The sequence below is a fragment of the Nocardiopsis sp. NPDC050513 genome, from assembly GCF_044457925.1.
GTDB lineage: Bacteria > Actinomycetota > Actinomycetes > Streptosporangiales > Streptosporangiaceae > Nocardiopsis.
In genome coordinates this window covers 1-25,331 of the sequence record NZ_JBITHK010000006.1, presented here as the reverse complement: position 1 = coordinate 25,331, position 25,331 = coordinate 1, and the positions used below count along the sequence as shown (strand labels likewise).

The 25,331-nt window shown below is 71.7% G+C and carries 21 protein-coding genes; 11 read left to right on the top strand and 10 right to left on the bottom strand.

What is annotated here, in order from left to right; translation table 11 throughout:
• Nucleotides 1-33 precede the first annotated feature (33 nt).
• The gene (locus tag ACIBFB_RS12455; RefSeq protein WP_397229324.1) at nucleotides 34-357 is read right to left on the bottom strand and encodes a DMT family transporter; all 324 of its coding nucleotides are present in this window, start codon (nucleotides 355-357) and stop codon (nucleotides 34-36) included.
• A 307-nt stretch (nucleotides 358-664) separates the two neighbouring features.
• Between ACIBFB_RS12455 and ACIBFB_RS12450 the strand changes: the two genes are divergently transcribed.
• Nucleotides 665-1,972 (top strand): Ig-like domain-containing protein, encoded by a 1,308-nt coding sequence (locus tag ACIBFB_RS12450; protein ID WP_397229322.1) that lies wholly within the window; start codon nucleotides 665-667, stop codon nucleotides 1,970-1,972.
• Between the two features lie 73 nt (nucleotides 1,973-2,045).
• On the opposite strand, the gene ACIBFB_RS12445 is transcribed toward ACIBFB_RS12450, so the two are convergent.
• Nucleotides 2,046-2,912 carry a helix-turn-helix domain-containing protein gene (locus ACIBFB_RS12445; protein ID WP_397229320.1) on the bottom strand — a complete coding sequence of 289 codons (867 nt, stop codon included), beginning with the start codon at nucleotides 2,910-2,912 and terminating at the stop codon, nucleotides 2,046-2,048.
• 121 nt (nucleotides 2,913-3,033) lie between these two features.
• Between ACIBFB_RS12445 and ACIBFB_RS12440 the strand changes: the two genes are divergently transcribed.
• The gene (locus ACIBFB_RS12440; protein ID WP_397229318.1) at nucleotides 3,034-3,798 is read left to right on the top strand and encodes an SDR family NAD(P)-dependent oxidoreductase; all 765 of its coding nucleotides are present in this window, start codon (nucleotides 3,034-3,036) and stop codon (nucleotides 3,796-3,798) included.
• Between the two features lie 133 nt (nucleotides 3,799-3,931).
• On the opposite strand, the gene ACIBFB_RS12435 is transcribed toward ACIBFB_RS12440, so the two are convergent.
• Both ACIBFB_RS12435 and ACIBFB_RS12430 read right to left on the bottom strand, forming a co-directional pair.
• Nucleotides 3,932-4,174, bottom strand: coding sequence for a hypothetical protein (locus ACIBFB_RS12435; RefSeq protein WP_397229316.1), 243 nt, complete (start codon nucleotides 4,172-4,174; stop codon nucleotides 3,932-3,934).
• Between the two features lie 378 nt (nucleotides 4,175-4,552).
• On the bottom strand, nucleotides 4,553-5,293 hold the full coding sequence (locus ACIBFB_RS12430) for an SDR family NAD(P)-dependent oxidoreductase (protein ID WP_397229314.1): 741 nt from the start codon (nucleotides 5,291-5,293) through the stop codon (nucleotides 4,553-4,555).
• 210 nt (nucleotides 5,294-5,503) lie between these two features.
• Here ACIBFB_RS12430 and ACIBFB_RS12425 point away from each other — a divergent pair, with 210 nt between their 5' ends.
• Complete coding sequence (locus ACIBFB_RS12425) at nucleotides 5,504-7,708, top strand: substrate-binding domain-containing protein (RefSeq protein WP_397229312.1); 2,205 nt, start codon at nucleotides 5,504-5,506, stop codon at nucleotides 7,706-7,708.
• A 17-nt stretch (nucleotides 7,709-7,725) separates the two neighbouring features.
• Here the strand turns inward: ACIBFB_RS12425 and ACIBFB_RS12420 are convergent, their stop codons facing one another.
• Entirely contained in the window at nucleotides 7,726-8,301 is a 576-nt protein-coding gene (locus ACIBFB_RS12420; protein WP_397229310.1) for an NADAR family protein, read from the bottom strand.
• A gap of 109 nt (nucleotides 8,302-8,410) precedes the next feature.
• Between ACIBFB_RS12420 and ACIBFB_RS12415 the strand changes: the two genes are divergently transcribed.
• The 6 genes from ACIBFB_RS12415 to fxsT all read left to right on the top strand — a co-directional run bounded on the left by ACIBFB_RS12415 (nucleotide 8,411) and on the right by fxsT (nucleotide 18,228).
• Nucleotides 8,411-8,896 (top strand): MarR family winged helix-turn-helix transcriptional regulator, encoded by a 486-nt coding sequence (locus ACIBFB_RS12415; RefSeq protein ID WP_397229308.1) that lies wholly within the window; start codon nucleotides 8,411-8,413, stop codon nucleotides 8,894-8,896.
• 196 nt (nucleotides 8,897-9,092) lie between these two features.
• Entirely contained in the window at nucleotides 9,093-9,518 is a 426-nt protein-coding gene (locus ACIBFB_RS12410; RefSeq protein ID WP_397229306.1) for a DoxX family protein, read from the top strand.
• 216 nt (nucleotides 9,519-9,734) lie between these two features.
• A complete protein-coding gene (locus tag ACIBFB_RS12405) occupies nucleotides 9,735-10,718 on the top strand; it encodes a trypsin-like serine peptidase (RefSeq protein ID WP_397229304.1) in 984 nt (327 codons plus the stop codon).
• Complete coding sequence (locus ACIBFB_RS12400) at nucleotides 10,715-12,181, top strand: hypothetical protein (protein WP_397229302.1); 1,467 nt, start codon at nucleotides 10,715-10,717, stop codon at nucleotides 12,179-12,181. Before ACIBFB_RS12405 ends, ACIBFB_RS12400 begins: the two co-directional genes overlap by 4 nt.
• Before the next feature lie 30 nt (nucleotides 12,182-12,211).
• Entirely contained in the window at nucleotides 12,212-13,375 is a 1,164-nt protein-coding gene (locus ACIBFB_RS12395; RefSeq protein WP_397229300.1) for an AAA family ATPase, read from the top strand.
• Nucleotides 13,372-18,228: an FxSxx-COOH system tetratricopeptide repeat protein gene (gene fxsT / locus ACIBFB_RS12390; RefSeq protein ID WP_397229298.1), complete on the top strand. Its 4,857-nt coding sequence runs from the start codon at nucleotides 13,372-13,374 to the stop codon at nucleotides 18,226-18,228. Before ACIBFB_RS12395 ends, fxsT begins: the two co-directional genes overlap by 4 nt.
• Before the next feature lie 30 nt (nucleotides 18,229-18,258).
• On the opposite strand, the gene ACIBFB_RS12385 is transcribed toward fxsT, so the two are convergent.
• Complete coding sequence (locus tag ACIBFB_RS12385; protein WP_397229296.1) at nucleotides 18,259-18,459, bottom strand: DUF397 domain-containing protein; 201 nt, start codon at nucleotides 18,457-18,459, stop codon at nucleotides 18,259-18,261.
• 217 nt (nucleotides 18,460-18,676) lie between these two features.
• Here ACIBFB_RS12385 and ACIBFB_RS12380 point away from each other — a divergent pair, with 217 nt between their 5' ends.
• Nucleotides 18,677-19,012: a CU044_2847 family protein gene (locus ACIBFB_RS12380; protein ID WP_397229294.1), complete on the top strand. Its 336-nt coding sequence runs from the start codon at nucleotides 18,677-18,679 to the stop codon at nucleotides 19,010-19,012.
• 59 nt (nucleotides 19,013-19,071) lie between these two features.
• Nucleotides 19,072-22,797 (top strand): hypothetical protein, encoded by a 3,726-nt coding sequence (locus tag ACIBFB_RS12375; protein WP_397229292.1) that lies wholly within the window; start codon nucleotides 19,072-19,074, stop codon nucleotides 22,795-22,797.
• 87 nt (nucleotides 22,798-22,884) lie between these two features.
• Here the strand turns inward: ACIBFB_RS12375 and ACIBFB_RS12370 are convergent, their stop codons facing one another.
• The 4 genes from ACIBFB_RS12370 to ACIBFB_RS12355 form a co-directional block, all read right to left on the bottom strand.
• Complete coding sequence (locus ACIBFB_RS12370) at nucleotides 22,885-23,232, bottom strand: VOC family protein (protein WP_397229290.1); 348 nt, start codon at nucleotides 23,230-23,232, stop codon at nucleotides 22,885-22,887.
• A gap of 152 nt (nucleotides 23,233-23,384) precedes the next feature.
• Nucleotides 23,385-24,275 carry a hypothetical protein gene (locus tag ACIBFB_RS12365; RefSeq protein ID WP_397229288.1) on the bottom strand — a complete coding sequence of 297 codons (891 nt, stop codon included), beginning with the start codon at nucleotides 24,273-24,275 and terminating at the stop codon, nucleotides 23,385-23,387.
• A gap of 14 nt (nucleotides 24,276-24,289) precedes the next feature.
• Nucleotides 24,290-24,793, bottom strand: a complete 504-nt coding sequence (locus tag ACIBFB_RS12360) for an ATP-binding protein (RefSeq protein WP_397229286.1) — start codon at nucleotides 24,791-24,793, stop codon at nucleotides 24,290-24,292.
• On the bottom strand, nucleotides 24,790-25,233 hold the full coding sequence (locus ACIBFB_RS12355; protein WP_397229284.1) for a hypothetical protein: 444 nt from the start codon (nucleotides 25,231-25,233) through the stop codon (nucleotides 24,790-24,792). The genes ACIBFB_RS12360 and ACIBFB_RS12355 overlap by 4 nt, the downstream gene beginning before the upstream one ends.
• Nucleotides 25,234-25,331 lie beyond the last annotated feature (98 nt).

Genomic DNA, 25,331 nt, shown 5'->3' with positions numbered 1-25,331 from the left:
CTTGTCGACCGGTGTGACGGTGGAGGCGCCCGGTCAGCGGGCGCCGCCCATCTCCAGTGCCATGACCCCGCCGATGACGAGGGCGATGCCGCCCACCTGCACCCAGGTGAGGGACTCGCCGAGGAACAGGGCGCCGATCGCGGCGACCAGGGCGATGCCCGTCGCCGCCCACACGCCGTAGGCCACACCGAGGTCCATACCCCGGTTCAGGGACTGAGAGAGGAGAACGAACGCGGTGAGGTATCCGACAGCCACCACGGCCGACGGGATCGGCCGGGTGAAGCCCTCGGAGAGTTTGAGTGAGGTGGTCGCGACGACCTCGGCGACGATCGCGCCGCCCAACCAGATCCACGGCATAGGGCCCCTTCCAGAGAAACCTGATCGACTGCTCCAGATTCTATCCGACAACTTGTTCGTTCGCTCAGGTTTTTGGATGTGATCGGTCTCTGTGCGGACTGGGTCTCGGATGGCCGTAATCTCGGGACCGGAGGTTCGGGCTCTTACCCCCTGGGTGTATCGTCGGCGGTTCCGGCGCTTCCTCCCCACGCGCCCGAGATCACCGCTGCATACCGATCCGCGGAGAATCCGAACCTTTTCGGCGCTCACGCGTCTCACTATCGAAAGCGTGCACCAGGCACCCGGCGTTCAAGATGGAGGTCCAGACGTGACGGGCAACACCACCCCGGCGGTGACGCGTCGGTTCGGCATCGGACTGATGGCGCTGGCGCTCGCGGCCACTGCCTGTACGTCTGGGGACGCCGAGCCGCAGAGCAGCGAGGACTCCGCCGTCGACGCGGACCCCGCGGCGCTGACCATCACCCCCGAGGACGGCGGGACCGAGGTCGCGCCGAACTCCCCCGTCCGCGTGACGGCCGAGAGCGGCGTCATCACCGACGTCCAGGTCGAACAGACCGTCGTCAGCGAGGCCTCGCTCACCGGCGCCGAGGAGGAGGGCTCCGACCTCCTCGCCATGACCGGGACCCTCAACGAGGACGAGACCGAGTGGGTCAGCGACTGGACCCTGGCCCCCGGCTCCGAGGTCGTCGTCACCGCCACCGCGGCGAACGCGGCCGGTGAGGAGACCGAACTCGTCCAGCGGTTCGCCACCCTGGACGCCACCCCCGGGCAGCGCCTCGAACTGGACACCTACACCACCTTCCCGAGCGCCGGCGACACGGTCGGCGTCGGCATGCCGGTGGTGGTCGGCTTCGACCTGCCGGTCACCAACAAGGAGCAGGTCGAGAGCGCGATGGAGGTGACCGCGGACCAGGAGATCGCGGGCGCCTGGAACTGGGTGTCGGACCAGCAGGCCGTCTTCCGTCCCGAGGAGTACTGGGAGCCGCACCAGAACGTGACCGTCGACCTCCACCTCGCCGGTGTCGAGGCCTCCGAGGGGGTCTACGGCGTCCGGGACTACCAGATCGACTTCGAGGTCGGCCGGGAGCTCATCCTCACGATGAACGTCCCCGACCACGAGATGGCCGTCAACATCGACGGCGAGCAGGACCGGGTCATCGAGGTGAGCAACGGCAACGGCAGCAGCCGGATGTACACCACCACCACCGGCACCCACGTGCTCATGGAACGCTACGAGCAGCTGACCATGGACTCGGCGACGCTCGGCGTCCCCGCCGACTCCCCGGACGCCTACCGCGTGGACGTCCAGTACGCCGTCCGCACCTCCAGCAGCGGCGAGTTCCTCCACGAGGCCTCGTACAACGGCAACATCGGCTCCGCCAACACCTCCCACGGGTGCACCAACCTGCGGATGGAGGACGCCCGGTGGATCTTCGAGAACACCCTCATGGGCGACGTCCTGGAGACCACCGGCACCGACCGCGAGCTGGAGTGGAACAACGGCTGGGGCTACTGGCAGATGTCCTGGGACGAGTGGCTGGAGGCCAGCCTGACCGGTGAGCAGACCACCGACGGCTCCGGCACCTCCGGCTCCCCCCACGGCGAGGGCCTGTAACCGACGAGCACCGGCAGGGGCGACGGGACGCGGTCCCGTCGCCCCTCGTCCGTTCCCGGGCCGGTTCGGCCGCTCACGGCGACGCGCGGCCACCGGGAGCGGGCGGCGCCGCGGACAGGGGCGGCAGGTCGGCCAGCCGCCGGATCGCCGCCTCCGTCGGCGATCCGGGCGCCGCGCAGTACGTGATCAACCGCTGGTCGGTGTCCGGGATCAGCAGCACCTGGCACTCGAACTCCAGTGGACCCGCGACGGGGTGGCGCATGCGCTTGCGCGTCCCGCGCCGTTCCCGCACGTGCCGTTCCTCCCACATCCGGGCGAACCGCGGCGACGTCCCGAGCAGCGTGGTCACCATCGCGGCGATCTCCGGGTCGCCCTGGTAGCGGGCGTAGGCGACCCGCAGGTCGGCCACCGACTGGCGCGCGAACTCCTCCTGGTCCGGGTCCGCCCAGTGCGGATCGTCGTCCGGAGCGGAGAACATCCACTCGATGACGTTGTGCCGTGAACCGTCGGCCGGTGCGCCGCCGAGGAAGTGCGTCGCCAGTGCGTTGCGCGCGAGGACGTCGTACCTGGCGTTCAGCACGTACGCGGGGGTCGCCGTGAGGTCGCCGATGAGGTGGCGCACCGGTGCGGGGACCTCCTGGTGCGGAACCCGGGCCTCCGGCGGCGGCGCCCCGGCCACCCGGAACAGGTAGGCGCGCTCGTCCACGTTGAGCATGAGCGCCCGGGCGAGCGCCGACAGCACCTGTGCCGACGGGTTGGGGCCCCGCGCCTGTTCGAGCCGGACGTAGTACTCGACCGACATCCCGGCGAGCTGGGCCACCTCCTGCCTGCGCAGACCCGGGGTGCGCCTCCGCCCGGCGTCGGGCAGGCCCACGTCACGCGGCCCGATCCGTGCGCGTCCGGCGCGCAGGAACGCGGCGAGCTCGCGGCGGTCCACCATGGCGTGCCTCCCGGGGGTCGGGACACCAGCCTGCCCGACGCCGCGCCGCCGTGGGAGGTACGACCGGTACCACCATCAGCGGGGCCTCCCGCGCGTCCCGCTCGGGTTCCACGATGGCGCCATGACCGACACACATGACACGAAGGTGGCCCTGGTGACCGGGGCGAACAGGGGCATCGGCCTCGAAACGGCGCGGCTGCTGGGACATGAGGGGATGACGGTGCTGGTCGGCGCCCGGGACACCGGGCGCGGCGCCGAGGCCGAACGCGCTCTGCGGGAGGACGGGGTGGACGCCCGCGTGCTGCCGCTGGACGTGACCGACGCGGGGAGCGTCGCGACCGCCGTCGGCGCCGTCGCCGACGGCTTCGGGCGGCTCGACGTGCTGGTCAACAACGCCGGTGTCGCCGAGGGCTGGGGCACGATCGGCGGGACCGACCTGGCGGCCGTGCGCCGGATGCTGGAGGTGAACGTGGTGGGCGTCATGGCGGTCACCGACGCCTTCCTCCCGCTGCTGCGCGCCTCCCCGGCCGCGCGCGTGGTCCACGTGTCCAGCGAGATCGGGTCGATGGGGGCGGTGACGGACCCCCGCGGTCCCTTCCACGACCTGGTCGCCAGCCCCGGCTACCCGCTGACCAAGGCCGCGGTGAACATGGTGACCGTGATGCACGCCAGGGCGCTCCGTGACACCCCGATCAAGGTCAACGCCGCCAACCCCGGCTACTGCGCCACCGACCTCAACGGCCACTCGGGCACGCGCACCGCCGAACAGGGCGCGCGGGTGAGCCTCCACCTGGCGACCCTGCCCGAGGATGGGCCCTCCGGAGTGCTGTGGGGTCATCTGGCCGCCGCGTCGGACCCGGAGAGCTACGGGATCCTGCCCTGGTAGCGGGCGGTGTCCCCTTCGGCGGGGACGGTGCCCGCCCTGCCGGGGGCGGTTCCCCGTCCGGGACGCGCCGTCCCCCGGGTCGGCGGTGCCGTCCGCGCCGCGGCGGCACCGCCCCTCGCGCGCGGGCGCCGCGTCACCAGGCGCGCACTCCGCCGATCGGCGCGGGCAGGCGCTCGTTGAGCCAGGTCCACGTGCCGTCGTTCTCGGTGAAGCGGCGCTGCACGCGGTCGATGCCGTGGAGCGGGTTGGTGAACACTTCGCGCCACGATCCCGCGGCGCGCTCCTCCAGGTAGAGGCAGTGGGCGTCGGTACGCATGCGCACGGCCTGGAGCGTGTGGGAAGAGCCGTCGTTGAGGTGGATACGGTAATAGGCCATGGGAATCCCCTGGGTCTGGTCTCGTCAACGTAGGACGGCGTGTCCCGGAACGAACGCGGCGCGCCGAGCGCGCGTGGTGGACCAGTTTCCCGGGGCGCGTGACCGCATTGTTGACCGAGGGCCACGAGAATCGCTGAAGGGTGGCGGCGAGAATGCCGAGACCCGGAATGCTCCGGGGAACGGGTGCGGGTGCCGGGGCACCGTACTGTCCGCGTTTCCGGACTCTACTCCTGTGATGGGGTGCGCGGAGCCAAACAACGGGTTTACCGCAGGCGAATTCTCCCCTTCGCGATCTCGGAAGGGGAGAAACGACGGTCAACTCACCTTTGCGAAATATATGGTTTCTTATTACCTCTGATGGTCGGTGTCGGGTTCGCGTCAGGCGTTGATCCCGCCGTTCACGTCGATCGCGGAGCCCGTCACGAACCGTCCGCCGGGGCCCGCCAGGTGCACGACCATGTCCGCGATCTCCTCGGATCGGCCGAACCGGCCCAGCGGGACGAGCGATCGGATCCCGTCCGCGTTGGGGCCGTCGGCCGGGTTGGCGTCGGTGTCGACGGGGCCCGGGTTGACCATGGTGACGGTGATGCCGCGCGGCCCCACCTCGCGGGCCAGGCCCCGCGTCATGCCGATCAGGGCGGCCTTGCTGGTCGCGTACAGCGTGAGCCCGGGGAAGGGGACGTGGTCGACGACGTTGCTGCCGACGCTGATCACGCTGGCGCCCTCCCCCATGTGGCGCAGGGCCGCCCGGGTGGCCAGCAGGGTTCCCCGCACGTTCACGGCCAGCACCTCGTCGATCAGTTCCGGGGTCAGCTCCCCGGTCGGTCCGAAGGGGAAGGCGGCGGCGTTGTTGACCAGGACGTCCAGGCGGCCGAAGGTCTCCACCGTGCGTTCCACCGCCGCGACCACGGAGTCCGCGTCGCCGTTGTCCGCCCGCAGCGCGACCGCCCTGCGCCCGGCGGCCCCGACCGCCGCCACGACGCGGTCGGCGGCCGCCTCGTCCTGTACGTAGGTGAGGGCCACGTCCGCCCCGGCCTCGGCGATCCGCTCGGCGACCGCGGCTCCGATGCCCCTGCTGCCACCGGTCACCAGCGCGACTCTGTTCTCCAGTGCGTTCATGGGTGTCAGTCTCGTCCGCGGAGCCGCCTCCCCGCTGGCCGATTCCGGACGTCTCATTCGGCGCGTAGTGCCACAGTTCGGACCCCGCACACGGAGGCTAGGGTGAACGGTTGGGACGCGTGAGGCGTCCTACCCGTGTGACCGATTTCCTCCCGTGGCACGCGACCGCCGTCGTGCCGCGGGGTGGAGGCCCCGACCCCGAGGACTTCCATGGCCCACCCGCCCCGCGTGCCGCCCGGCCTGACCCCCCTCCAGCCCACCGATCCCCGGGCGGTTCCCCCGTTCACGGTCCACGGCAGGCTCGGCGCCGGCGGCATGGGCGTGGTCTTCGCGGCGACCGATCCCCACGGGTCCTGGGTGGCCGTCAAGGTCGTGCGGCCCGAGTACGCGGGCGACCCGGAGTTCCGGGCGCGCTTCGCGAGCGAGATCGAACTCATGCGCCGGGTCCGGGCTCGCTGCATCGCACCCGTCCTCGCCCACGACACGATCGCGGAGCAGCCCTGGTACGCCACCGCCTACCTGCCCGGTCCGACCCTGGGTGAGCGGGTCCGCCGGGGCGGCGCGCTCTCCCTGCCCCGGACGCGCGTGGTCGCGGCGGGCATGGCCGAGGCCGTCGCCGCGATCCACGCGGCCGGCGTGCTGCACCGCGACCTCAAGCCGTCCAACGTCATCCTCGCCCCCGACGGCCCCAAGGTGCTCGACTTCGGCATCGCGCGCGCCGTCGACGAGACCGGCCTGACCCGGACCGGCGGACTGGTGGGCTCCCCGGCGTGGCTGAGCCCGGAGCGCTACCGGGGCGCCAGCGGCCCCGAGGCCGACGTGTTCGCCTGGGGTGCGATGGTCGCCTTCGCCGCCACCGGGCGCCCGCCGTTCGGCAACGGCGGGGCGGAGACACTCATGTACCGCATCCTCAACGAGGAGCCGGATCTGGACGGGTTGCCCGAGGAACTCGCGGAACCGGTGGTCCAGGCGCTGGACAAGGATCCCGGGCGCAGACCCCGGGCGGCGGAACTCGTGCACCGGATCGCCGCGCCGCGGGTGGAGGACGCGGGAGCCGACGACACGACCATCGTCGACGTCCTCATCCGCGAGCACTGGGGTCAGGACACGGGGGATCCGCGGCCCGGGGGCGTCGCGGCCGTGTCGCCCCCGGCCCATGCGACCCCTGCTACCGCCACACCACCCGCCACACCTTCCTCCGCGCCGGCCCCTCCCACCCCGGCGTCGACCGCCCCGCCGCCTCCGCCCGGCAGAGCGCCCCGCCGTTGGAGGCTCCCCCTCGCCGTGGGCGCCGGAGCCCTCTCCGTCGCGCTCCTCGGCGCGTTCGGGCTGCTCGCGGCCACGCGCCTGACCGCCGACGACCGCACGGGACAGGGCGAAGACCTGGTCGGCGAAGGCGCCGCGACCATCGAACCCGCGGACCCGCACACCCTGTCCGGGAGCATCTCGGGCGCCGGATCGACCTTCGCCGACGCCGCGATCCGGACCTGGGCGGAGGAGTACACGCGGGATCGACAGTCGGGGGTCTCCGTGGCCTACGACTCGGTCGGTTCCGGTTCCGGAGCCGAACAGTTCGTCGACGGCCGGATCGACTTCGGTGTCGCGGACTTCGGGCTCACCGACGCCCAGCGCCGTCTGGCCGAGGACGCACGGGGCTGTCCGGTCGTGCAGTTCCCGGTGGTGACCGGTGCCGTGGCCGTCGTCACCGCGGACGGGGAGTTGGCCGACGTCCCGATGAGCGCGCGCCAACTGGAGGTCGTGTACGCCGGGGAGGCCACCAACTACCGGGAACTCACCGCCTACCTCGATGATCCGGAATCGATCGACTACGAGCTCCCGGACCTGGAGATCCTCGCCGTCCGCCACGACGACGCGGCCTCCACGGCCGACGCCTTCAGCGCCTTTCTGGCCACGTACGGCGCGATGTGGCGGGAACAGCGCTACGACGGCGCCAGCGGGGAGACCGACTGGGGGGTGGACTCCACGTACGCCGTGGGAGACGCGGGTGTCGTGGCAACGGTCCTCGAAAGGCCCGGTGCGATCGGGTTCGTCAACGCGTCGGCCACGGACGAACCCGGCCTGGCGGTCCTCCCCGTCGAGAACTCCGATGGAACGGCGGTTCGGCCCACGCCCGAGACCACGGGGGCGGCCACCGAGCTGTTGGAGTTCGACCCCGAGGGGATCGCCAGCCTGCCCAGGGCCACGGGTGACGCGTACCCGATCATGCGGATCAGCCATGTCTTCGCCTTCGAGTGCGGGTACGACGACGGCGTCGGCGCGGCACTGCGGGACCTGTGGACCTACACGCTCTCCGAGGACGGCGCGGCGACCGCCGAGGAGGCGGGCTACACCCCGCTCGGCCCCACGGTCAGCGGAGACGTCGCCGAAACGGCCGCCCGGATCGGCGCCGTCTGACGGGCGGCGGCCCGGGCTCAGGCCCCGCCCTCGGCCGCCAGCCGTGCCCGGGCCTCCATCAGGGCGAAGCCGAGGAGGTTGAGTCCGCGCCAGCGCTCCGGGCGCCCGGCGTCCTCGTTCCCCGCCCCCATCCCGATCCCCCACACCCGGTCCCTGGGGCTGGCCTCCACCAGGACCCGTCGGCCGGTGCCGAGCAGGAACGACCGCAGCTCCGGGTTCTGGCCGAACTTGGCGACGTTGCCGTCCACCACGATCCCGAACCGCGCCTCCTCCCAGACCGCCTGGTCGAAGTCCCGGACCTCCCGCCCGATCTTCTTGGCCTCCCCGGGGTGCTCCGCCGCGACGATCCGCCCGGCCGCGTCCGCGTCGCCGAACAGCCGCGCCTTGCCCGCCATCATGTAGTGCTCGGCCGTGGGATAGGCGACCCCGTCGGCGGTGAACGCGGCGGGCCACCACTGGGACAGGCAGCTCGCCGACACATCGCCCGACGCCGGCGGCCTGTGCCCCCAGAAGTGCACGTACTTCGGGCGTTCGGTCGCCGCGACGAGTTCGTCCACCGACCGCGCGTCGGCGGGGTTGCGTAGGTCCGTCATGCGGCGCATCGTCGCACACGGATCGGACGGTCGGGCGCCGGTGCGCCGGGGCGGGCCACGGGCGCGTAGTAGCGTTGCGCGACGATACTCGATCGATCCCGGGGGAACGGTGGCCGACACGCGGTGGCTCGACGACGGTGAGCAGCGGGCCTGGCGGTCCTTCATGACCGCCGTCAACCTGCTGGAGGCCGCGCTCGACCGCCAGCTCAGGCGGGACGCGGGGATGCCGCACACCTACTACCTCGCACTGGCCATGCTCTCCGAGGCGCCGGACCGGACGAGGACGATGACGGATCTGGCGCGGATCCTGCGCTCCTCGGCGAGCAGGCTCTCGCACGCCGTGGCCCGCCTGGAGGACGACGGCCTGGTCCGCCGCTACAAGCGCCCCGGAGACCGGCGGACCACGCTGGTCGAGCTCACTCCGGAGGGGCTGGCGGCCCTGCGCGACGCCGCGCCGGGCCACGTGACGGAGGTGCGCAGGGTGGTCTTCGACACGCTCAGCCGCGACCAGGTCGGTCAGCTGGGGGCGATCTCCGAGGCGATGCTCAGCGCGTTGGACCCCCACCGCGAGGACCCCGGCCGCCCGCCCCTGTAGCCCCCGACACGCCGTTCGGCCCTCGCGCGCGTTCTGACCAGCGCCGACATCGGCCGGGGTTACGCCTGCTTCGACACCATACGTGATCGACTAGACACGAACGTACACGTGGTTTCTCGGGAAAAAGTTGTACGCTCAAGTGTCCGTTTCGGGGCACCTCTCCCGAGACGCCCGCCACACGGAAGCAGGAAGATCCATGAGTCAACAGTCGTCCGGTCTGAGCGTCAGCGACTTCACCAGCCTTCTCGCCCGCCTCGTCATCGGCGGGGTCTTCGTCTACCACGGTTGGCCCAAGCTGATGGACCCCGGAGCCACCGCTCAGTTCTTCGGGATGATGGGCATCCCCATGCCCGAGGTCGCCGCCGTCGTCGGGGGCCTCATCGAGGTCGGCGGCGGGATCGGGCTCATCATCGGGTTCCTGCTACCCCTGGCCGGCATCCTCCTCGCCCTCGACATGGTCGGTGCCTACGTCTTCGCGCACGCCGGTCAGGCGTTCTCGGAGTGGGAGCTGGTCCTGGTGCTCGCCGTCACCGCGCTGGCCCTCGGTTTCGCCGGCGGACGGTTCGCCCTCGACCGGATCATGCCGTGGGGACGCCGTCGGCGCGGGGACGACCTGGCGTAACCAGGCCGATCGCCGGCCCCGGTCCGCCTACCATGGAAAACGGGCGGCCCGGGGCACTTCTCTACTCAATTCACCATTCAGGTCGGCTGCTATAAGGATTTGTGTATTGTGGGTTTTTCGGGTCCGTAGGTAGAATCAGACGAATCCACGTCGACAGCGGGGTGGAAACGACCTCCGTCCTCCGTTTCCCGCCCCCTGTGCCGAACGGGAGCCTGATTGTCCCACCTGGCCACATATCCGCCGCACCAGAATTCCGCCGACTGGCAACTGCGCGTTACCGACCCGAACGGATCCGTCCTCCACGGGGCGGGGGTCCTGGTCACCCCCCACCACGTGGTCACGTGCGCCCACGTCGTCCGAGCGGCCGTCGCCGACGCGGGCCCCGGAAGCCGGGTCCGCGTGGACGCCCCGCGCGGCACGGACGGCTGGACCGCCACCGCCGAGGTCGTTCCGGACGGGTGGTGGTGGAAGGACACCAGTCCCTGGGACGTGGCCGTCCTCCGCCTCGACCGCCCCGCCCCGGCCCGCCCGGCGGAGCTCGCGGCTCCGCCGCGGGTCGGGGACCGCGTCCGCGTCGTCGGCTTCTCCCAGTCACCCTCCGGCCGCTGGGTCGCCGGACGCGTCGCGGGATCCGGCGGCAGCCACCCCGAGTACGTCCAGATCGACACCGAACCCGGCGCCGGAGCCGCCTTCACCCGCGGCTTCAGCGGAGGAGGCGTCCGAGAGCAGAATACGGACGCCCTTGTGGGCATCGTGTGTGAGGCGGCCACCGAAGGCAGGCTGGGCTGGATGATTCCCATGTCGGAGATCCGCCCCGTGTGGGAGTCGGACCGGACGGCCCCGCCCCGCGCGGTCGCGGACCGGCCCCCGGCGCCCGTCGACCCGGCGCCCCGGCCCGATCCGGCCGCCGCGCGGAGGGCGGTCACGGCCACCGGCCTGGCCATGGCCGACCTGGACACCCTCCTGTCCCCCGACCAGCGCCGGGCCTTCCACCAGGGGCTCGACCGGCGGCTGCGCGTGCGCGTCCGCCTCGACCAGGATCCGCGTACGTTCGCCGCGCACCTGGTCCGCCTGGCCCACCACGAGTTCGACCTCCTCGCCGAGGTCCTGGACCTGCTCGACACGTGGGAGGAAGGGGGCGCGTCCATGCGCCGCGTCCGTGACGCGGCGGCACCACTGCTGGAGTGGGGATCCGGGTGAACGCGCGGGACGTCGAGCGCCTGGCACGCGCGCTGTGCGACGTCGAACACGTCTACTCGCCGAAACACCGGGAACAGCTGGTGCAGTACCTGCCCAGCGCCGTACGCCGGAACGCGGACATCGCCGGAGAGGCCTCCGTCTTCGCCCGAGCACTCGTCCGGCGCTGCCACCAGCACCGGCGCCTCGGCTGCCTCGTGCGCTGGGTGCTGTACCTGGAGGACCGGGGCCGGAGCGCGCGGGCGGCGGCCGACGCGGCCCGTCCGCTGCTCGTCGAGGAGGAGTACGAACTGCTCGTCCAGCACCTCGACGTCCGCAACGCGCGCGATGTGGGCGCCGTACGGGACGATCTGTCCGGCGTCCTGTTCGACCAGGTCGAGGCGGTCTTCGAGCGCGTCCGTCCGGCGGCCTTCCGGGTCGACACCCCCGAACCGGTCACGGCCTGGGACGCCCTCATGGACCTCGCCGAACGCCCCGCGCCGACGGGCGGGGAGCCGCCGGTGGCCCTCTTCTGCGCCGAGGTCGCCCGCGACCTCCGGACGCCGAACACGGGGCTGCTCAAGGACTGGGGCCGCGGCCTGCGCCCGTCGGACCCGCTCGGGACGGCGTCCGGGGAGCCGCCCGCGCCGGAGCGTCCGGCGCGGTTGGTCGTGCGGGTCGGCCGGGGCACGCGGCGCGACCGCTACGACGTGGAGTACTGGACGGTGCTCAGCCAGCGCGGTGGCGGGGAACCGGAGTTCTGCGACCACGACCTCCAGGTCGACGTCCCGCCGGACATGATCGGGGCGTGGGTCGGCCTCCTGCTCGGCCGGATGGAGGCCGACCCGCGCGTGGCGCACCACAACGGCAGGCGGGTCGAGTTGGTCGCGCCCCTGCCCCTTCTCGACCGTCTCCAGGCCGAGACCTGGCAGCGGGACGCCACCGGCGGCGTCCCGCTCGGCGCACGCGCGGAGGTGGTGTACCGGGCGGAGGAGCTGCTTCCGGACCACGCGGGCCATGACGCGTGGGGCACCTGCGTGAACAGGTGGCGTCAGTTGGAATCGCGTGGGGAGGCGCTCGCGCTCGACGAGTACCACGACCGCGGCAGGGACGACGAACCGCTTCCGGAACGGCTGCGCGACGACCGGGTGATCGTGCTGTCGGTTCCCTCGCGATTGAACCATTGGTATACACAGGTCTGGTCGGCCATTACCCTTGGGGTTCCGGTTGTGGTCTGGCGTTCCTCGGAATTCGGTCGGGGAATCGGATCATGGCTGAATCCGGCTCGCGTGGGGCGGGAGGTGACCGTGACCTTGGAGGAAATCCGCGCGCTCCCCGAAGTTCTCCACAGCTCTCGCTCCGGACGCGTGTCACCGAGTGAGAGCGGGTACATCGAGGGCAGTCTCGAGATCGCCGTCATCTACAACGACCCCTTTCCGGTTCTGCCGGAACCCCCTCCGCAACTGTCCACAGACAGCATCCGATAGCCCCCTTGGGCGCGGCTCGAAGGGCACGCCATGACCACACCCCCCGAGACCGGGTCGGCCGACTCCGCGCGGACGGTGCCGGACTGGTGGATCTTCCATGGCACCGGTCAGCCCCGAGGCCACCTGGACCTGGCCGCCCAACTGCCGCCACCGCCGCCGTGGCGCGCCTACGGGGGTGAACCGGACCCGGGCGCCTCGCCGCCGCACGACCACCCGTCCGCCGAGGACACCGCCCGCGTGCTCGGCTGGCCCCGGACCCGGGCGTCGGCGGTCCCGCTCGGGCCCCGGCGCCGACGGCTGCTCGACCGGGTCAACGCCGCCATCCTGCTGCGCCGCCCGCTCCTGCTGGCGGGTCCGCCCGGGGTCGGGAAGTCGAGCCTGGCGCACCAGATCGCGCGGGAGCTCGGATTGGGCCGGGTCCTGCGCTGGGCGGTCAACAGCCGGACCACCGCCACCGAGGGCCTCTACGTCTACGACCCCCTGACCCAGATCCACGACCTCAACGTGGAGGGCGCGCGCCGCCGTGCCCTCGGCACGGTGGACCGCCGCTACAGCGCCGACGGCGACCCCGTCGAGGCGCACCTGCGCTCCAGCGCCGAGTCCATCGGCCGCTACCTCACCCTGGGCCCCCTGGGCACGGCCTTCCTGCCGACGAGGTTGCCGCGGGTGCTGCTGGTGGACGACTTCGACCTCGGCGACTTCGACCTCGCGGGCGACCTCCTCGACCTCTTCGAGAACGGCGGCTACCGCGTCCCCGAACTCGCCCGGCTGGCGGGCGTCGCCGAGTCGATCGAGGTGGCCACCGACGACCCCGACCGGACCGCCCGCGTCACGCGCGGCGAGGTGCTGTGCTCGGCCTTTCCCATCACGGTCGTGACCTGCAACAGCGATCGCGACCTCCCGCCCGCCTTCCTCCGCCGCTGCGTCCCGGTGTACATGGAGCTGCCGGACGCCGAGGAGCTCGTGTCCCTGGTCGCCGGGCACTTCGACGGCGCCACGCCGCCGGGGACACGGGCCCTGGTCACCGAGTTCCTGCGCCGGACCGCCGACGGCCACCGGCTCTCCGTCGACCAGCTGCTCAACGCCGTGCACCTGGTCGGAACCGTGGACGGGGCGGGCGCGGCGCCCAGCCCGGAGCAGGTGGAGCACTTCTCCGACATGGTGTGGCACCGTCTCACGGAAACCGCGGGATGAGCCCCCGAGCGGAGTACGGGAGCGGCGGTTCCCAGGGGCGCGGCGACCGGGCCGACCCGTGGGCCGCGGCGTTCGGTGCGCACGCGACGGATCTGGCGGACGCGGTGTTCCTCGCCGCGCTGCGCCGGACCCGCGCCGACACGCGGCGGCGGGAACCGCCCCGCGGCGCCGACCAGGACCAGGACCCACCCCGCACCGTGACGGAATCCGGTCGGGACCCGGCCGCGGGTTCGGGGGCGGGGAGGGGCGAGGGGGCGGACGCGAGCACGCGCGGAGCGGATAGCGCGACCCCCGACGCCCGGGGACAGGACCCGACCGGGCCGCCGCCGACGGCGGCCGTGCCCGGGGAGCCGGGGACGGCGGAGCCGCCCGGGACGGTTGAGACCGGGGTGTCCGGAACTCCGGGTGCGCGCGTGTCCGGAACGCCGCCGCAACCGCCGCCGGGGACACCGGTCGACACCGTCCACCTTCCCGGCGACGCGGTGTCCGCCGGGGGGCCGTGGCTGTGGTTCGGCGCGGGCGAGGCCTCGTTGGAGGAGCGCCAGGAGTTCCTCGCGGCCCTGCGCCCGTTCAACCTCAGACTGCCCCAGGGGCCGAGCGACCAGGTCGACCTGGTCGGCACCGCGCGCGACTACGCCCGTGCGCTGCTCGCCGCCGCGCCCGGGCCGGAGACCGACGAGGTCGAGCGGGGCGTCCCGATCGTCCCGCGGCTGCGGGCGCGCTCGCTGCGGGCGGTGGACCTGGTCCTCATCGTGGACGACGGGGTCACCATGCTGTTCCAGCGCGGTGTGGCGGGCGCCTTCTCCCGCCTGGCCCGGGACAGCGGCGTGTTCCGGTCGGTGCGGGAGCTGCGCTTCGACTCCGGAGGCGGCGGCGCTCCCGTCCTGCGGGACTCCGGCGACCGGCCGCGCGTGCTCGCGGCGCCGCCGCGCACGGGGACGCGGGTCGTGCTGGTGCTCACCGACGGCCTCGGCACGGCCTGGCGGGACCGCGCGTTCCAGGAATGGCTCGCCGGAGTCGCCGGTGACGGCGCGGTCGCGATCCTGCACCTCCTGCGCCCGCAGCTGTGGCGGCGCGGCGCGCTGCGCACGGTGCCCACGGAGCTGAGCGTGTGCGCGCCCGCCCGGCCCGGCCGACCCAACACGGACTACGTGCGCGAACGGGCGATCACCCGGGCGGACGAGGAGGACCGGCCGCCGACCGGGACGGTCGTGCCGGTGCTTCCGCTCCGTCCGGACGCCGTCCACGCCTGGGCGGCGTTCGTCATGGGGCGCGAACTCGGCCGCCTGTGGGTGCACGCCGCGGAGTTCCCCGCCGAGGAGGAGCACCGCGCGGCGGCCCCGATGCCGCCCGGAGCGGTCCCGCGGGGAGAGCCCGGCGCTTCGCCTCCGGGTCCACGCGCCGTCCCGCCCTCCGGGGGGGTACCGGCGCCCGACCCCGGTGGTGCGCGCGTTCCCGGAGCGGCGGGACACGGACGCGGCGCCGGTGGCGCGCCCGCTTCCGCCCCGGGGACCGGCCCGGGTTCCGATGCCCGCGGTGCGCCCGTTCCCGAGGGCGGCCCGGCCCCCGACCCCGGTGCGCGCGTTCCCGGCTCCGGAGGCGGGCGGGCCTTCGACCCCGTCCGGGCCGTGCGCCGCTTCCACCAGACCGCCACCCGCGACGCCTTCGAGCTGGCGGTCGCCCTGGCCGCGGTCCCGCTCGTCCCGAGCATGGTGGGCGCGGTGTGCGAGGAGGTCTTCGGTGGTCCCACACCGTCGGAGCTGACCGAGGTCTACTTCAGCGGGCTCGTCGCGCGGCGCGCGGACCGCGACGAGACCGGCGCGGACACCGAGCGCTGGGAGTTCCGCGACGGTGTGCGCGAGGCGCTGCTGTCGCTCGGCGGGCGGGTGCCGGACATCCGCCGGATGCTCGGACTGGCCGCCCAGCGCCTCGGCCAGGTGGACCCCTGGTTCGGCGACCTGGCCCGCATGCTCCGGGGGCAGCGCGTGGAGCGGGCGGAAATCCCCAGGACGTCCCGCCGCTGGGTGAATTCGATGAAACCCGCGATGGAGAGCATCTCGCTCTTCCGCAATGACGCGGGTTCGGCGGACATGTACGCCGACGCCCTTTCCGAGCCCGCGGAAGGGCGTGAACCGGTGTCCTCGGACGTCGCCGCCCCGCAGGGAGCTGGTTTACAATCTGCGCAGGATCCCGGATCTGCGCACGCGACCACGGGCAACACGGGGAAAACGCGGAACCCTGTACACAGTTCCGTCCCTTCGGGCGAAGAGAATGGTATGTCCATAATCCCGTCAAGTGGGGGAATGATGAACGATTCTGTCAGCTCGCCCACTGCCGTTTCCGGTGGGCGCTCGCGGGGTCGGCCGTTGAACGCGGTCTGGGTGCAGGTTCCCCGGAGGAACACCGCCTTCACCGGACGCGAGGAGCTGCTGTCGGCGCTCCGGTCGCAACTGGTGAAGGACCAGCAGCAGGTCATCACCGCGCTCAACGGCATGTCGGGGGTGGGCAAGACCGAGCTCGCCAAGGAGTACCTCTACCGGTACGCCGAGGACTACGACCTGATCTGCTGGTTCCTCGCGGGCCACGGCAACCAGCTGCGCGAGGCCTTCGCCTCGCTGGCGGCCCGCCTCGGCCTCGACAGCGTCGGCGCGGGCAGCGAGCACGTCATACAGGACGTCCTGGAGGCGCTGCGGCGCGGCGTGCCCTTCGGACGCTGGCTCCTGGTCTTCGACAACGCGCAGTCCCGGGAGGAACTGGAGCAGTACCTTCCTGTCGGGGGCGAGGGACACGTGATCATCACGTCGAGGGACAGCAGTTGGACGCGCAGGGGAGGGGACACCTTCCTGTCCGTGCGCGAGTTCACCCGGGCCGAGAGCATCGAGCTGCTCAAACGTCGGGGCCCCACGTCCCTGACCGAGGACGAGGCCGACCGCCTGGCGGAGGAGCTCGGCGACCTGCCGCTGGCCCTGAACCAGGCGGCGGTGTGGCTGCACGAGAGCGGCATGGACCCCGACGAGTACCTGCGGCAGTTCGCCGAGAAGTCCACCGAGATGATCCAGCTGCTCTCCCCGGTCGACCCGGACTACCCGGTCCCGGTCGCCGCCGCGTGGAACGTCTCCCTCGACCGGCTCGCGACCACCAACCCGGCCGCGCTCCAGCTCCTCCAGCTGTGCTCGTTCCTCGCCACCGCGCCCATTCCGCGCTCGCTGTTCAACTTCGCCCGGCAGATCGACGCGCCGCCCGAACTCCGGGAGGCCCTGGCCGAGCCCGCGCGGCTGGGCATGGCCATCCGCGACATCGGGCGCAACAGCCTCGCGCACATCTCCCACCGCAACAACACCATCTCGCTGCACCGCCTCGTCCAGCGCGCGGTGCAGGCGCCCATGAGCGACGAGGAACGCGAGGTGATGCGCCACTGCGCCCACCAGCTCCTCGGCCACAACGACCCGCAGGACTCCACGATCGCCGCGTTCGGGCAGTACGCGCGGCTCGTGCCGCACGTGTGGGCCTCCGAGGCGTGGAACTGCGAGGACCCGTGGGTGCGCGCCCTGGTCATCCAGATGGTGCGGATCGCTCTCGCCGGCGGCGAGGCGGACGAGGCCGAGCGGCTCGCGTCGGTGTCGTTCGCGTGGTGGCGGCGGACCCTGGGGGAGGAGCACCGCAACACCCTGGACATGGCGCTCCAGATCTCCAAGGCGATGCGGGACCAGGGCAAGCTGGAGTCGGCGCGGGAACTGTGCGAGTCGACCCTGAGCACGCTGCGCCGGGTGCACGGGGAGCAGGCGCCCGAGGTACTGGAGGCCGAGACCGAGCACGTGCGCAACCTGCGCCTGGCGGGTCGGTTCAAGGACTCCCTGACGCAGGCCGCCGACATCTACCGCAAGCGGGTCCGGGCCTTCGACGAGGACGACCCGCTCACCCTGTCGATGGCGCACAACCTGGGCTACAGCCTCCTGCTCAGCGGCGATGCCCAGGCGTCGGTCAACCGCTACCAGGACACCCTGGAGCGGGTCGAGGCCGTCCTCGGCCCGGACCATCCCCGGGTCGTCGCCACGGTCAACGGCCTGGCCGAGGCGACGATGGAGCTGGGCCACTACCGCGAGGCGGAGCGGATCCAGACCGACGTGGTGCGGCGCTGTGTGCAGGTCCAGGGTGCGGACGGCGTGGGGACGCTGTCCAACGAGTCGGTGCTCGCGGTGCTACGGCGTCGGATCGGCGACCACAACGGCGCGTTCACCCTGTCCGAGCGGACCTGGCAGCGGTTCCAGGCCAAGCAGGGGGTCGACAGCAGCAACACCCTGTACGCGGCGCTGATCCACGCGCTGTCCCTGAGCGCGGTGAACCGGCACGACGAGGCGTTGGAACTGGCCGAGGTGTCCGGCGAGCGGTACGTGAAACTCCTGGGCGAGGAGCATCCGCACGTCGTGGCGGCCTCGGTCAACCGCGGGATCGTCCTGCGGCGGCTGGGCCGGGCGTTGGAGGCCAAGGACCTGGACGAACGGGCGCTCACCCTGTTCCAGGAGCGGCTCGGCAACCACCACCCCAGCACCCTGGCGTGCCGGGTGGGCCTCGCCAACGACTGCTTCCTCACCGGGGGCGTCGACAGGGCCCGGGAACTGGACGAGGTGACCGTGGAGGCCTGCCGGACCGACCTGGGCGACCGCCACCCGCTGACGCTCGTCGCGCGCCGGAATCTGCTGGTGGACCTGAACACGCAGGGAGAGGACGTGTCCGTGGAGTTCGAGGCCGTGGAGACGGCCTACCGCGACGTCATGGGCCCCGACCACCCGGCGACGCTGAGCATCCGCCAGACGGTCCGGGGGGACGCCGACATCTTCCTGACGCAGATGTGAGTCGGCGGTGCGGGCATCCCGCACCGCCGTTCATCCGGAGTGGGCGAGTCGGACCAGGGCCGCCCACTCCCACGGGGGGAAGACCAACGCGGTCTCCGCCCGGCGGGTGGAGTCCCGCACACTGATCCGGTTCCTGGCGCGCCACACCACCTCGACACAGGTCACCTGGCTGCTGCCCTCGCTGTGGCTGGAGACGCGCCACGTGCCCGGAGCGCACCCGAGCCCTCTCACGTGTCCCTCCGAAGGTGCCGTCTTCCCTGGTCTTTTCTATACATGAGACGGCCTCGATTCTCCCAGTTCCATCATTGGTCGCTCCTGTTTCCCGCGCAGCCCGGAAAGGTCGTTCGTTCGCTTATGTTTTCTGATAACGTTCGGGCTCACTTGTACATGCCCACTCCGCTGCCGATCATGTGGTCGCGGTGGGCGCTCCCCCCGAGAGGTGCATTAGGTGTCACGGCTCGTGCGTTTCAGCGTGGACGAAGGTGACTCCGTCGTCGTCGAGGTCGACGACGGCCGGGACGACAGCGTGCTGGTCGCCGGCGGTCGGGAGATCGAGGACGCCACCGCGACCTTCACCGAGAAACTCTCCACCGTGCGCAAAGCGGTTTCGGCGACGCTCGACGAACTGGGAAACTCGTTGAAGCCTGACGTCATCAAAGTGACCTTCGGCGTGAAACTCACCGCGGAGGCCGGGGCGGTCATCGCCAAGTCGTCCGTGGAGGGAAATCTGCATGTCCAGATGCAGTGGGGCTATGAACACCCCGAGGACGAGCAGCAGGGCTGAGCACGGCGGTGGAACGAGCGGGCAACGACAACTCCGTCGGTGAGGTCACAGACTCGACCGTGATCCAGGCACGGGACATCCACGGCGGTGTGGTCATCCACCGGCGCGACGATGCCCCGCCCGCCCCACGCGACCCGTGGGTGGAGCGAGTGGCGGAGTCCCCCGTCTGGAACCACGTGCTGACCGGGCACGACGTGGAACCCTTTCGGACAGCCGCGGCCGATGTGGCCGCCCGTCTCGTGCCACTGCGCGACGGCACGGAGAGGCGTCTGGCCGCCGACCCGTGGCTCGACCCCGGTGCGCCGCTCCGTTTCCTGGAGCGTGTCGAGGCCCTGCTCCACGAGGCGGAGGCAGGGCGCGACCTCGACCTGTACCCGGCCGAGGCGGCGCTGCTCGCCCTGACCCCGTTGCTGTTCCGGGTACACGACCTGAGGACGGCCGCCGGGCTCGCCGACGAGGTCGCCCCGGGAACACTGGAGCGGCTCGACCGCGCGTCCGAGCGGCGCCGGGCGTTCGAGGACTTCGCGGAGGAGCACGGGGTCCTGGTCAAGCGGGCGCGGCGCCGCCCGGACGACGGGGCGGCGATCGGCTGGTGGCTGTTCCACCGGTGGGTGCTGCGGCCGGAGAACACGGCTGGACGCGACCGGGTCCGGGCGCTGGTCGAGGCCGTCCAACCGTCCGCGTGCGCGTTGGGCGGGACCCTGGCCGCGGACCGGCTGACCCGGTTCCTCCACGGGCTGAGGCGGGGACCGGGGGTCTGCAACCCTGAGTTCCTCGGTCTGCTCAAGGCCGACGAGAGCGTTCGCGCTGACCGCCCCCAACGGGTGCGGGAACAGCGCGTCATGCTGGTGCTGGCACTGGGGTTCGGGATGACGCTGGAGGCGTCGTCCCTGCCGGAGGTGGTGGCCGAGCACCTGGCCGTGCCCGATCCGGTCGTTCCCGAGCGATTGCTCCGCGATGTGGCGGACGCGCACTGGGGCGGGCCCGAAGGCCTGCCGGTCCTGGAGGCGATGTGCCACCACGCGGCGCTGATCGAGGCACTGCGCGCACACGTGGCGCGGGCGGACGAGCTGCTGTACGAGATCCACCAGGCGGATCGTGAACGGTTGAACCAACCGCTGCCGAAGCTCCCGGTGCGGCTGTCCGCGGGCGGGGTGCAGCCCGCGGAAGGGGTGTTCGAGGGCTGGGCGAGGTTCCGCATCGACGAGCGCCGGGCCCGGGAGCTGCTGACCGGCGTGCAGCTGTACAAGGACCGGGACCTGGCGATCCGCGAGCTCTACCAGAACGCCCTGGACGCGTGCCGGTACCGGCGGGCGCGCACGGAGTACCTGGACCGGACGTCGGCCGCCACGTACGCGTACGAGGGGCGGATCGCGTTCACCCAGGGTGTGGACGAGCACGGGCGCAGGTACGTGGACTGCCGGGACAACGGTGTCGGCATGGGGGAGACCGAGCTGCGCGGGGTGTTCTCCCACGCGGGAGCGCGGTTCGCCGAACAGTCGGACTTCCTGGTCGAACGCGAACGCTGGGAGAGCCTGGAACCCCCCGTGAAGCTGTACCCGAACAGTCGTTTCGGGATCGGGGTGCTCAGCTATTTCATGCTGGCCGACGAGATCCACGTGACCACCTGCCGCATGGGGGCCGACGGATCCCTGGGGCCGGTGCTGGAGGCGTCCATCCAGGGACCGGGGAACCTGTACCGGATCAACCGGGTGGCGGAACGCGGAACCGGACCCGGGACGTGCGTCCGTCTCTACCTGGGCGGCGACGCGGCCGTGACCTCGGACTGGTCGTGCGTGAGGGCGCTGGGGGGCGTCCTGTGCGTCGCCGAGTTCCACACGTCCGGTAACGACGGGACGAGGGAACGGGAGTGGCCACCGGGTGTGCTTCAAGCGCAGGAGGTGAAGGCGGCAGGGTCCCCCAGACGCAGCGGTCTCCACTTCGGGGCGCACGTCACGTGGGAAGACGCCCCGGAGGGCGCTGACGTGTTCTGGGTCGAACGCGATGGAGCCCTCCTGGTGGACGGGCTGCTGGTCTCCGTCTCGTGGGCGGCCGGTCACCAGTCCCTCACCGCACGGGAGTCAGGACTCACCGGCGCGGTCGTCAACCTCTCGGGCGCCTACGCGCCGAGCAGCCTGTCGGCGGACCGCACCCAGGTGCTCAGTGACGTCTCACCCGTGCTGCGTTCCCTGCTCGAGGGGGCGGTTGAGGCTCTGGGCGGTGCTGGGGCGGAATTCTGGAACTCCAGATGGATAGGGAAGGTCTCCAGAGCGAGCCCGTTGATCGGCGACCTCGTCATCGGGTACGCGGTCCGGGAAGACATCTCCGTCGACCTGGGGGGTGTGAACGTTCGTCCGCGGATCTCCGGTCTCTTGCCAGCCGACGCCTTGTTGACCGCCCAGGTCCGGGACGACCTCGATTATGTCACCATGAGGTTTCTCGGGGACTGGCGGCGGGGTCAGGACACCGGCCATGAGGATCACATCCTGCTCTGGCGTGTCCTGGCCGTGGGGAGGGCTGCGCTGGTCGACGAGCTCATCGGTATCCGTCCGGAACTCGCGAGCGTATCCCCCTTGCGTCGCGCGTCCCCGTCGGACCAACTCCTGGTGTTCCTGGACGCGGGCGCCGACCTCAGAGGGCACGAAATCACCCCTGGCTCGGAGATCGTCCCTGAACTGGCGAGCCGTCTCGACACGACCGCCGCCGGGGTGATGCGGAGGTTCGGCGATCTCGGGCTGCTCGGGACGCGTCCCGATCTCGCGATGGACGTCATGGAGGCGATGGGCTTCGAACCCCTGGTGTGCGCGATGGTTCTCGACGGGACCCTGGACGTCGGTGATGGCGTCGGGACCATGGCCCTGACCTACCTCGCCCACGCCATGGGGGCCGACGTCCAACGGATCGCCGACGTGGTGCGCGGCTGTGGCGTGGAGGTCGGTGAGGACACCGTGCGAGCGGCGCGGTCCCCGGTGGTCCAGGAGGTCCGGAGGGTATGCCTTCGGCACAAGGACTCGTTCGCAAGGGGAGGACCGTGGCCGCAACTGTACCGGGGTCTCACCACCGTCGCCGAGAACCTGGGAATGTCACCCTTCGAGTTGTGCGAACAGCTCGCGGGTTGTGGATTCGATGTGGGCGGACTGGTCAGGGACCTGGCGCTCGGGAGGATCGCGGGGTTCACCATGACACGGGAAAAGGAGGAGGAGTTCCGGGAGAGAAGTCTGGTGAGACTCATTCCTTCCAGGGAAATGACGTACCTGAGTGCGTGCTTCGAATCTCGAACATCCGTCGATTCCCTGCGGGAGGTCCTCGCGCGCCTGGAGCGGCTCGGGGTCGATGTGCCGATCCGGATTCCGGATCCCCTGTCTCGGCTCGGCGAACGTTTGCTTCGCGACGAGAGTTACGTCATGTGGCCGAATGTTCCGCTGGGATCCGCCATACCCTTCGCGGATCTCCTCCACATGGAGAGGCAGACGGGGGCGGACCGGAAGAGCGTCGTCGGCGCGCTGGCGGACTTCGGTCTCCGGCCTTCGTGCCAGGAGCTTCCCCCGGGCCTGGATCCTCATGACGCGGCGGTGCTCGTCTTCGGTAGGGGACATTACGCTCCTCCGATCAGCACCGGGAGCCCCCTGTCCCTCCACAACCTCATCGTGGGGGCCCAGCACGTGGGCGCGCCGCTCACCCAGGTCGCGGAGTGGTTCCGCGCCCTGGGCTACGTGGTTCCCGACGTCGCGGAGACCATCGGGAAGGCGATCCCGCTGATCCCTCGGCGCGGTCAGGCGGTCTGACCGGCGACTGTCGGCCCGGTCACGGTGACATGGGCCGCGTACCGGGCGGACTCTCGCCCCATGACGCGAGGGAGCGCCGGAGTCAGGTCAACGGTGGCCGACCACGTTGACCACGCGGCCGTTCGGATCGCGGACGAAGAAGCGGCGCACGCCCCACTCCTCGTCCTGGAGGGGGTGGACGATCTCCGCGCCGCTCTCGACCACGGCGGCGTGGACCGCGTCCACGTCGTCCACCTCGATGCTCATGTCCGGGGCGACGGGGGCGGTCTCGTCGCGGCTCATGAGGATGACCTGCGCCGAGGGGTTGGAGGGCGAGGCGAGGTTGATGACCCAGCCCAGGTTCATGACCTCCTCAAGCCCGAGGAGGCCGTAGAAGTCGCGGCTCTCCTCCAGGGCCTTGGACTGGATGTCGGGCACGACGCGGCGGACGGACAACGGGGGCTCCTGTCGATGGAAGCGGATCTTCCTGAGCCTTCCCCGGCGGCGGCGGGACACACCCGCCGCCGCATCCGGTCGCGGCCTCCGCCCGGCGGCAGGGGTGCCGGACGGAGGCCGGTCGCCGCGACGGGCTCTCGGGTGGGGAGCGGTCAGTCGAAGAGGGCTTCGGCGCGGTCCACCGTGGCGGAGCGGCGAACCCACGTGTGCAGGGTGTCCAGGTCGGTGCAGGACTCGATCCGCTGGCGGACCTCGTCCGTGACGGTCAGGCCACGCGCGTCCAGGAACAGCAGCACGTTGCGTGCGGCTTCCTCGGTGTGCCCTTCCTCGCGGCCTTCCTCACGCCCTTCCTCGCGGCCGAGGCCGACGTACTTGCGGGCGAAGTCGCTCTGCCACTCATAGGTGTCCACGGCCATCAAACCCTCCAGCTCCTTCCGGGCGGCCTCGTTGAGACCGGCCAGCACGTAGTCATAGTAGAACACCCGGTGTTCGTCGGCAGTGGCGTCCAACGCCTCGACCAGTGCGTTCAGCGCGCGCGGACGGGTGTTTCCGTGCGCGCGGGCCGACAGCATCGCCAACTCCGGGAGCATGCGTGCCTGTTCGGCGGTCTCCACGACCGGCATGTCGGAGGGGCCGATCGTCAGCGGCGACAGCTCGAACCCCGGATGTCCGATACTGATCGGCGCCGCACACCATTTCGCCAGCGAGTCGGTGGGGCACAGGACCACCAGCACCGCAGGGCACTTCAGACGGGTGTGGAGGTTGACCAGGTAGGCGGGCCAGCTGAGCCGCTTCTCCTTCGAGGTCGAGTTCTGGCGCTCGACCACGATCGCCAGGACGTGGCGGGGGCCGTCGCGTAGGAGCACGGCCCCGTCGCTGTTGAGTTCCTTGGGGTCGCAGTTGGTCAGCGCTGAGAGGGTGTTGATCGCCTCGGTGTGATGCGGGACCTCGAAACCGAGTGACTCCAGCAGCACGGGTGCCAGGGCAGGCTGGTTCTGGATGATCCGCAACGGGATCTCGTGTTCTCGGGTGGGCGAGGGCATGTGGCTCCGTTTCGCTAGTGGTTGGTGAAGACGTAGGGCCGCAGACCGGCGGGGGCGCCGGTCGGGCCGAGGTCGAAGGTCGCCCAGACGTGGGTGCCGAGGTCCGCCCACGGCACGGTCCGGAAATATCCCCAGGCTGTGGACAAGTTCTCGACGAGCAGCAGGCCGCGCTGATCCTCCGCCCACTCCCACTCGTCGTCGGTGCGCCCGGTCGGGATGCGCGGGACGCCGCCACCGCCGCCGGAGTCGGAGAGGAAGACGCGCAGCGTCGAGGCGTCGGGCAGCGCCAGTCCGCGGATGACCTCGCCGTACAGCCGCTCCGGGTCGGTGTACTTGGCGCAGTTCGCGAAGAGCTCGCTGACCGCGAGCTGGACGGCGGCGACCGTGTCCGGGTCGAATCCGGTCAGGTCGCGGGCGAGGTCGGCGCGCACCCGGGCCAGTTCGGACAACTCGCCGGAGTACACCCGGTGCTCCCAGTGCACGAGCGGGCGGGGTTCGCTGCGGAGGGTGGTCCTCATGCCGCGACGACCTCCCGCGTCTGCTGGGCCTGCCAGGTGCGGACCAGGGCGGCGAGTTCGTCGAACTCCCCGAGCGGGGTGCCGGACGGCGGAGCGGCGAGCAGGTCGCCCGACCAGGCGTTGAGCCGGGCGGTCGCCCTGGCCTGGACGCGATCGAGGGCGCGTTCCCGCTCCCACGTGGAGTAGTACGGCCGGACGAGGGCGATCTCGTCGGCGGAGACGTGCTCCGACGGGGCTGCCAGGCGCGGCGCGGGGGAGGGCCGGGTGGGGCACGCGAGGGGCGTGCTGGTCGGCTCGGGGGCCGGGAGTGGAGCGTAGCGGCGGACGCGGGTGGAGCGGCGACGGCGGGCGGCGGTCGCGTGGCGTCCGCGAGCCGGGGCGAGGAGGGCCCACAGGCGGTGCAGGGCGCGCCGGAGGAGGGCAGGGCTATACTGACCCATGCTGTGCGTCACGAAAACGCTTCGGTGTATCCCCGGCCAAGCCGGGAGGAATTCAGCGGTAGGTTCCTGGGGCCGATGACTCACCCTGGGCCGAAAGA

What these genes read in the sequence shown, in the direction of transcription:
- ACIBFB_RS12440 (WP_397229318.1), top strand. Translation starts at nt 3,034, where the DNA reads ATGACCGACACACATGACACGAAGGTGGCCCTGGTGACCGGGGCGAAC.
- ACIBFB_RS12410 (WP_397229306.1), top strand. Translation starts at nt 9,093, where the DNA reads ATGAGTCAACAGTCGTCCGGTCTGAGCGTCAGCGACTTCACCAGCCTT.
- ACIBFB_RS12455 (WP_397229324.1), bottom strand. Translation starts at nt 357, where the DNA reads ATGCCGTGGATCTGGTTGGGCGGCGCGATCGTCGCCGAGGTCGTCGCG.
- ACIBFB_RS12425 (WP_397229312.1), top strand. Translation starts at nt 5,504, where the DNA reads ATGGCCCACCCGCCCCGCGTGCCGCCCGGCCTGACCCCCCTCCAGCCC.
- ACIBFB_RS12430 (WP_397229314.1), bottom strand. Translation starts at nt 5,293, where the DNA reads ATGAACGCACTGGAGAACAGAGTCGCGCTGGTGACCGGTGGCAGCAGG.
- fxsT (WP_397229298.1), top strand. Translation starts at nt 13,372, where the DNA reads ATGAGCCCCCGAGCGGAGTACGGGAGCGGCGGTTCCCAGGGGCGCGGC.
- ACIBFB_RS12435 (WP_397229316.1), bottom strand. Translation starts at nt 4,174, where the DNA reads ATGGCCTATTACCGTATCCACCTCAACGACGGCTCTTCCCACACGCTC.
- ACIBFB_RS12355 (WP_397229284.1), bottom strand. Translation starts at nt 25,233, where the DNA reads ATGGGTCAGTATAGCCCTGCCCTCCTCCGGCGCGCCCTGCACCGCCTG.
- ACIBFB_RS12360 (WP_397229286.1), bottom strand. Translation starts at nt 24,793, where the DNA reads ATGAGGACCACCCTCCGCAGCGAACCCCGCCCGCTCGTGCACTGGGAG.
- ACIBFB_RS12395 (WP_397229300.1), top strand. Translation starts at nt 12,212, where the DNA reads ATGACCACACCCCCCGAGACCGGGTCGGCCGACTCCGCGCGGACGGTG.
- ACIBFB_RS12445 (WP_397229320.1), bottom strand. Translation starts at nt 2,912, where the DNA reads ATGGTGGACCGCCGCGAGCTCGCCGCGTTCCTGCGCGCCGGACGCGCA.
- ACIBFB_RS12365 (WP_397229288.1), bottom strand. Translation starts at nt 24,275, where the DNA reads ATGCCCTCGCCCACCCGAGAACACGAGATCCCGTTGCGGATCATCCAG.
- ACIBFB_RS12420 (WP_397229310.1), bottom strand. Translation starts at nt 8,301, where the DNA reads ATGACGGACCTACGCAACCCCGCCGACGCGCGGTCGGTGGACGAACTC.